The following is a 6,122-nucleotide window of genomic DNA, read 5'->3' as shown; positions in this document are numbered from 1 at the left end:
GCCAACAGAACTAATCGGCCCAGGCCGAATGCAGGATCGCGGTCACGGCGGCCATCCGCGCCGAACGCACCACAGCCGTCAGCGGTCGCAGCGCATCGCCGGCGATGCGGGCCTCCGACGACGATTGCGTCCCGACCGGCTCCAGGCCGGCGGCGATCGGCGCGGCGAAACAGTCCGGCGAGTCGGATCGGCTCAGCCCCGCGCTGACCGCGATGATGGCGTCGACGTGTGCGGCGTTCTCCAGCACCCGCAATGCGCGCGACGGCGCGTGATCGGGAATGCGGTGTTGCCGTGCGGATTCCAGCAACTGCTCGACCAGCCCTCGCGGATCGTCGACCTCGGTCGCGGCCGATCCCAGGCCGATGGCGCCGAGCGCGTCGGCGGCCGATCGCACGGCTGACCGCAGCGTGTACTCGGCGTCGCCGAGATCGTAGTGGTCAAGTATCGGCGCTGCCGGCAGGGAGTAGACCGTCCACGCGAGCGCGCACAAGTCCGCCAGGCCCGTCTCATGGTCGGGCACATCGTCGTCGTCCTGATACAAGAATTCGGGGACCAGGCCGACGGCGGAGGCGGGGCTATGGGGTTTGGTGATGATGATCGCCTCCCCGGCGGCCAGCGCATCGCGCTCGAACTGCGTTCCCGGGGCCAGTCCGCGCACATCGCCCGGTACCGGCAAAACCATGTTGATCGTCCCGCGCATCAGGGGAGGCGCGCCGGGAGTGGACGTCGGCCGGCCCACCGCAGCGCGCAGGGTCTGCAGCAGCGTGACCGTCCCGGCATCGTGTACATCGGGCCACGGCAGCCCGGTATGACCGGCCGCGACGGAATCATACGCGGTCACCGATTGCTTTGGCGCCCAAACGGATAACGCGTCCAAGACGTCGTCGGGCGCGGCCTTGCCCGCGAGCCAGGCGTTGGCCCATAGGGACAGCGAAACACTGGGACACCACACGTGACGCAGTGTAGTTGTTTTGCCCCGCAAAGGCCGATCACGCGTATCCTTGCCGCATGCACGCCGCGCTGCTTTGGCTAATATTCGCGCTGGTGCTGACCGGTGCGGAGGCGCTTACCGGCCATATGTTTTTGGTGATGCTCGGTGGGGGCGCACTGGCCGCGGCGCTGACCAGTTGGCTGCTGGATTCCCCGGTGTGGGTGGACGGGGCGGTGTTCCTGGTCGTCTCGGTGCTGCTGTTGGTGCTGGTTCGTCCGCCGCTGCGGCGGCGGTTGACACCGGCGAACGTGCCGCGCTTGGGAATCGAGGCGCTGGAGGGCAAAACCGCGCTGGTGCTCGAGCGGGTCGCCCGGGACAACGGCCAGGTGAAGCTCGACGGCCAGGTGTGGACCGCGCGTCCGCTCGACGAGAACGACGTCTACGAACCGGGCGAGCCGGTCACGGTCATGCAGATCGACGGCGCGACGGCAGTGGTCTTCAAGACCAGCCTGTAGGGCTGCGAGAGCGGCGGCGAAAGGGAGGAACTCGAATGCAAGGTGCGGTTGCTGGTCTGGTGCTGCTGGCGGTTCTGGTCATCTTTGCCATCGTCGTGGTGGCCAAGTCGGTGGCGCTGATACCTCAGGCGGAGGCCGCGGTGATCGAACGGCTGGGTCGATACAGCCGCACGGTCAGCGGGCAACTGACGCTGTTGGTGCCGTTTATCGACCGGATCCGGGCCCGGGTGGATCTGCGCGAGCGGGTGGTGTCGTTCCCGCCGCAGCCGGTGATCACCGAGGACAACCTGACTCTCAACATCGACACCGTCGTCTACTTCCAGGTCACGGTTCCGCAGGCGGCTGTCTACGAGATCAGCAACTACATCGTCGGTGTCGAGCAGCTGACCACCACCACGCTGCGCAACGTCGTCGGCGGCATGACGCTGGAGCAGACGCTGACGTCGCGCGATCAGATCAACGGGCAGCTGCGTGGCGTGCTCGACGAGGCCACAAACCGCTGGGGCCTGCGGGTCGCCCGGGTCGAGTTGCGCAGCATCGACCCACCGCCGTCGATCCAGGCGTCGATGGAAAAGCAGATGAAGGCCGACCGGGAGAAGCGGGCGATGATCCTGACCGCCGAAGGTATGCGCGAGGCGGCGATCAAGGAGGCCGAGGGTCAGAAGCAGGCGCAGATCCTCGCGGCCGAGGGCGCCAAGCAGGGCGCGATCCTGGCCGCCGAGGGCGACCGGCAGTCCCGGATGCTGCGCGCCCAGGGTGAACGCGCCGCCGCCTACCTGCAGGCACAGGGTCAGGCCAAGGCCATCGAGAAGACGTTCGCTGCGATCAAGGCCGGTCGGCCCACCCCGGAGATGCTGGCCTACCAGTACCTGCAGACGCTGCCGGAGATGGCCCGCGGCGACGCCAACAAGGTGTGGGTGGTGCCCAGCGACTTCAGCACGGCGTTGCAGGGATTCACCAAACTGCTCGGCGCCCCGGGCGAGGACGGGGTGTTCCGCTTCCAGCCCTCGCCCGTCGATGACGCGCCCAAGCACGGCGCCGACGACGACGCCGACGTCGCGGACTGGTTCTCCACCGAAACCGACCCCGCGATCGCGGCGGCGGTGGCCAAGGCGGAGGCGATCGCCCGCAAGCCGGCGGATGGCCCGGGTGAGCTGACTCAATAGGATTGCCCCATGAGTGCGTTGACTTCTCCCAAGACCTATGCGGCGCTCGCCGCGTTCCACGCCGTCGACGCGGTGGCGTGTGGCGTGCAGCTAGCCCCCATCAAGAAGACCCTGGATGACGTGGGCGTCCCGGAGAACGTTCGACCCGTGCTGCCGGTGGTGAAGGCGGCCGCCGCGGTCGGCCTGCTGTCGGTCACCCGTTTCCCCGCGCTGGCGAGGCTGACGACGGCGATGCTGACGCTGTACTTCGTGTTCGCGGTCGGCGCGCACGTCCGGGTGCGCGACAAAGTCGTCAATGGCCTTCCGGCCGCGCTGTTTTTGGCCCTGTTCGCCGCGATGACGGTCAAGGGCCCGGACCGGGGTTAGTCCAGCTTCAGCTCGACCAGCGGCAGCGGGGTGTCCGTGTCGGTGATCGGCGCGCCGAGCGTGTCCTCGAGCACGGGGCGCATCCGCTCCCACGCTTTGGGGTGGCGGGTTCGGTAGGCGGCCAGCGTGCGGTCGGCCTCGTGCTGGTCGAGCACACGCGCGGCGGCGGGCCTGGGCGCGTGGCTGCCGGCGTAGACCCGCACCCGGGGGTTGGCCTCAATGTTGCGGAACCACTGGGCTTTTCGGCCAAATCCCGAGGCGATGACGTAGACGTCGGGTGACGGGTGATCGATGACCTCCAGCACCGCGTAGCGCGGCGCACCCGACTTGCGGCCGATGTGCTCGAGCAACAGGATGCGCGAGCCGAACAGCGCGCCCGCGCGGGCCTGGTAGATCCAGATCGGTGCGCGCATGAGGCGGCGCGACCGCAGTAGCCGTGCGGCGACCTTGGCGGGGAGCGACGACGATTGATCTCGTGACATCCTCCCCATCCTGCACTCAGGGGTGCGGGGCCGGCGGCGGGGGCGGCAGGCGCGGGCGAAGGCGAGCACACGCACCCGGATCCCGACGGCTGCCGCCGTCACGATTTCGGCATCGTGACGGCGGCAGGCTCGGTCATTGTGGGCTAGGGACGCTGCGTGGCGGACGGCGGCGGCGCGGGGGGCGTTGGGAAACCCTCGTTCGGCGGCGCTGGCCAGGAGCCGCGCGGTGGCCCGGGCGGGCCGGGCGGCGCAAGTCCGAAACCGCCCGGACCCGCCATCGGGGGCGGCGGGGGTCCGTGGAACAGCATCGGCGGCCCGGGGGGCAGCGGCGGGCCGGGAGGCCCGACGCTGATGATCCACGCGAAGGCGATGGCCACGACGGTGCCGACCGCGCCCACCAACGCACCCGCCAGCCCGACGCCGACCACCACGCCGGTGGGGTGACGCCGTCGCTCGGATGGTTGGTGGGCGGTCGGCGGATTGGTCGACGGATTGGTATCGAGGTCATCCTTCATGGTCATGGCACGGACGGTAAGAGCCGGAGCTGAAATGGATCTGAAGAAAACGAGTCTTTAACGAACTCCATCCGCCACCGCCGTCACCAGCGAAGGGCGACGACCTTTTGCCCGCCTTAGCGCGACAACGGCTGCGATGCCGCGCCGATAGCGAGAGTGTCGCTCGGAGGCGGGCAAGTGGCACTTCCCTCACCGTCTGTGCCGAACGAGGCCGACGTGGCAGCGTCCGCACCCCCGGGGCTTCAGGTTCGTTTCAGCAGGGCCGCCGACAATGGTGGTCATGACCGATTGCCTCCGCGCGGCCGCCGGCCGTGGCGGCCATTTCAGCGTCGGCACGCCGCGGGTGTTGGTCGTCGAAGACTCTGAGACCATCCGGGAGATGGTCAGCGAAGCGCTCACCGATGTCGGCTACCACACCGATGCCCGCCGCGACGGCGACGGGCTGGAAGAGGTTCTCGACGGCATGCGTCCCGACCTGGTGGTGCTCGACGTGATGCTGCCGGGGCGCGACGGCTTCGCGCTCATCGACGTCATCCGCGCATGGGGTGACATCGGGATCGTCCTGATCACGGCTCGCGACGGGCTGACGGACCGGCTGCGCGGCCTTGACGGCGGCGCCGACGACTACGTCATCAAGCCATTCGAGTTGGCCGAGCTGGTTTCTCGGGTCGGTGCGGTGCTGCGCCGGCGCGGACGGCTGCCACAGGTGATCCAGGTGGGCGACGTCACGTTGGACCTCGGCGCGGGCGTCGCTGCGCGCGGCGGCTATCGGCTCGATCTGACCGCCACCGAGCTGCGCGTGCTGGCCTTTCTCGTGGAGCAGCGTGGCCGGATCGTCAGCGCCGGCCAGATCCTGAACGGGGTGTGGGGCTATGACGCCTACGACCCCAACCTGGTGCAGGTGCATGTCAGCGGGTTGCGCCGCAAGCTCGAGGCGCACGGGCCGCGGATCCTGCACACCGTCCGCGGCATCGGCTACCGCCTGCAACCCGAGCGGCCATGACGGCCGCCTCGACGACGCCGACTCCCTCGCTGCAACGGCGGGTGACCCTGGTGGTGTTGGCTCTGCTGGCCGCTCTGCTGGTGGTACTCGGGGTCACCGTCGACGTCACGATGGGGGTATTCACCCGCCGCGACCTGCACGACCGGCTGCTTGCGGCGACATCGCGCGCCGACGCGCTGAGCGCCGCGCACACCTCGCCCGATCTGCTCGCGGCCGAACTCAACGGTGGCGGGATTCGGGCGCTCGTCGTCACCGGCGACGGCTACGCCTACGGAGACCGTGGGATCAGCCCCGACCTGACCGCCGGACCGGTCGAGCCACCTCCCTTTTATCCTCCTCCGCCGCCCTTTCCACCACCGCCGCCGCCGTATGCGCCGCCCTACCCGCCGCCGCCCTACCCGCTTCCACCCCCGCCCGGGCCCCCGCCGGATGCCACCGCGACGGCCGTGGTGCACCCGTTGCCCGACGGCTCCCGGGTGATCCTGGTCGCCGACACCACGCAGACCACGCAGGTCACTCACCAACTACGCGGCCTGCTCATCGCAGCGGGCCTGGTCACCTTGCTGATCGCGGCGCTGCTGCTGATTGCGGCGAGCCGGGCGGCGCTGCACCCGCTCGATCGGCTGACCGCACTGGCCAACGCCATCACCACCGGGGACCGCGGCCATCGGCTGCGCCCCGAGCGCACCGACACCGAACTCGGCCGCGCCGCAAGCGCTTTCGACGGCATGCTGGACGCGTTGGAAACCTCCGAGCGCCGGGCCCAGCGCGCCGCCGACACCGCGCAGTACGCGGAGACGGCCACCCGGCGATTCCTCATCGACGCCGCCCATGAGCTGCGCACCCCGATAGCGGGCATTCAGGTCGCCGCCGAGCAACTCGCACACAGCGCCTCCGAGCGCTCCGACGACGGGCAATACCGTCGGGCGGGCCTGTTGCTCTCCGACGCGCGCCGCGCCGGACGCCTGGTGTCCGACATGCTGGACCTGAGCCGCATCGACGCCGGGCTGGCGCTCGAGCTGCAGGACGTCGACGTGGCCGCCGTGCTCGATGGCGAAGCGGACAGGGCCGCCCTGCTGGCACCGCAGATCAGCGTCAGCCGGACCGGTTTGACCGCGCTGACGCTCAAAGTCGACGCGACCCG

At 69.8% G+C, this 6,122-nt stretch carries 8 protein-coding genes; 5 read left to right on the top strand and 3 right to left on the bottom strand.

Annotation, left to right across the window (positions count from 1 at the left end):
• Window positions 1–10 precede the first annotated feature (10 nt).
• The gene (locus Q0W90_RS22460; protein ID WP_297599456.1) at window positions 11–952 is read right to left on the bottom strand and encodes a hypothetical protein; all 942 of its coding nucleotides are present in this window, start codon (window positions 950–952) and stop codon (window positions 11–13) included.
• Between the two features lie 56 nt (window positions 953–1,008).
• On the opposite strand from Q0W90_RS22460, the gene Q0W90_RS22455 reads away from it, so the two are divergent.
• From Q0W90_RS22455 to Q0W90_RS22445, 3 genes are read left to right on the top strand one after another with little or no spacing between them, the layout of a single operon-like run.
• Entirely contained in the window at window positions 1,009–1,446 is a 438-nt protein-coding gene (locus Q0W90_RS22455; RefSeq protein ID WP_297599455.1) for an NfeD family protein, read from the top strand.
• Between the two features lie 35 nt (window positions 1,447–1,481).
• Window positions 1,482–2,612, top strand: coding sequence for an SPFH domain-containing protein (locus Q0W90_RS22450; protein ID WP_297700653.1), 1,131 nt, complete (start codon window positions 1,482–1,484; stop codon window positions 2,610–2,612).
• A 9-nt stretch (window positions 2,613–2,621) separates the two neighbouring features.
• Window positions 2,622–2,978, top strand: coding sequence for a DoxX family protein (locus tag Q0W90_RS22445; protein ID WP_297599453.1), 357 nt, complete (start codon window positions 2,622–2,624; stop codon window positions 2,976–2,978).
• On the opposite strand, the gene Q0W90_RS22440 is transcribed toward Q0W90_RS22445, so the two are convergent.
• Together Q0W90_RS22440 and Q0W90_RS22435 are read right to left on the bottom strand one after the other, a co-directional pair.
• Complete coding sequence (locus tag Q0W90_RS22440) at window positions 2,975–3,469, bottom strand: nitroreductase family deazaflavin-dependent oxidoreductase (protein WP_297599452.1); 495 nt, start codon at window positions 3,467–3,469, stop codon at window positions 2,975–2,977. The two genes, Q0W90_RS22445 and Q0W90_RS22440, sit on opposite strands and share 4 nt — an antisense overlap.
• Before the next feature lie 134 nt (window positions 3,470–3,603).
• The gene (locus Q0W90_RS22435) at window positions 3,604–3,981 is read right to left on the bottom strand and encodes a hypothetical protein (RefSeq protein WP_297776718.1); all 378 of its coding nucleotides are present in this window, start codon (window positions 3,979–3,981) and stop codon (window positions 3,604–3,606) included.
• Window positions 3,982–4,246: 265 nt separating this feature from the next.
• Between Q0W90_RS22435 and Q0W90_RS22430 the strand changes: the two genes are divergently transcribed.
• Window positions 4,247–4,978, top strand: a complete 732-nt coding sequence (locus Q0W90_RS22430) for a response regulator transcription factor (RefSeq protein ID WP_297700657.1) — start codon at window positions 4,247–4,249, stop codon at window positions 4,976–4,978.
• Window positions 4,975–6,122 (top strand): HAMP domain-containing sensor histidine kinase (locus Q0W90_RS22425; protein WP_297776716.1); only part of this gene is annotated, 1,148 nt, incomplete at its 3' end. The genes Q0W90_RS22430 and Q0W90_RS22425, both read left to right, overlap by 4 nt.

The organism is Mycobacterium sp., assembly GCF_025933915.1.
Classification (GTDB): domain Bacteria; phylum Actinomycetota; class Actinomycetes; order Mycobacteriales; family Mycobacteriaceae; genus Mycobacterium.
Note: the sequence above shows the minus strand (reverse complement) of the source record. Positions and strands in the feature narration are given on the sequence as shown.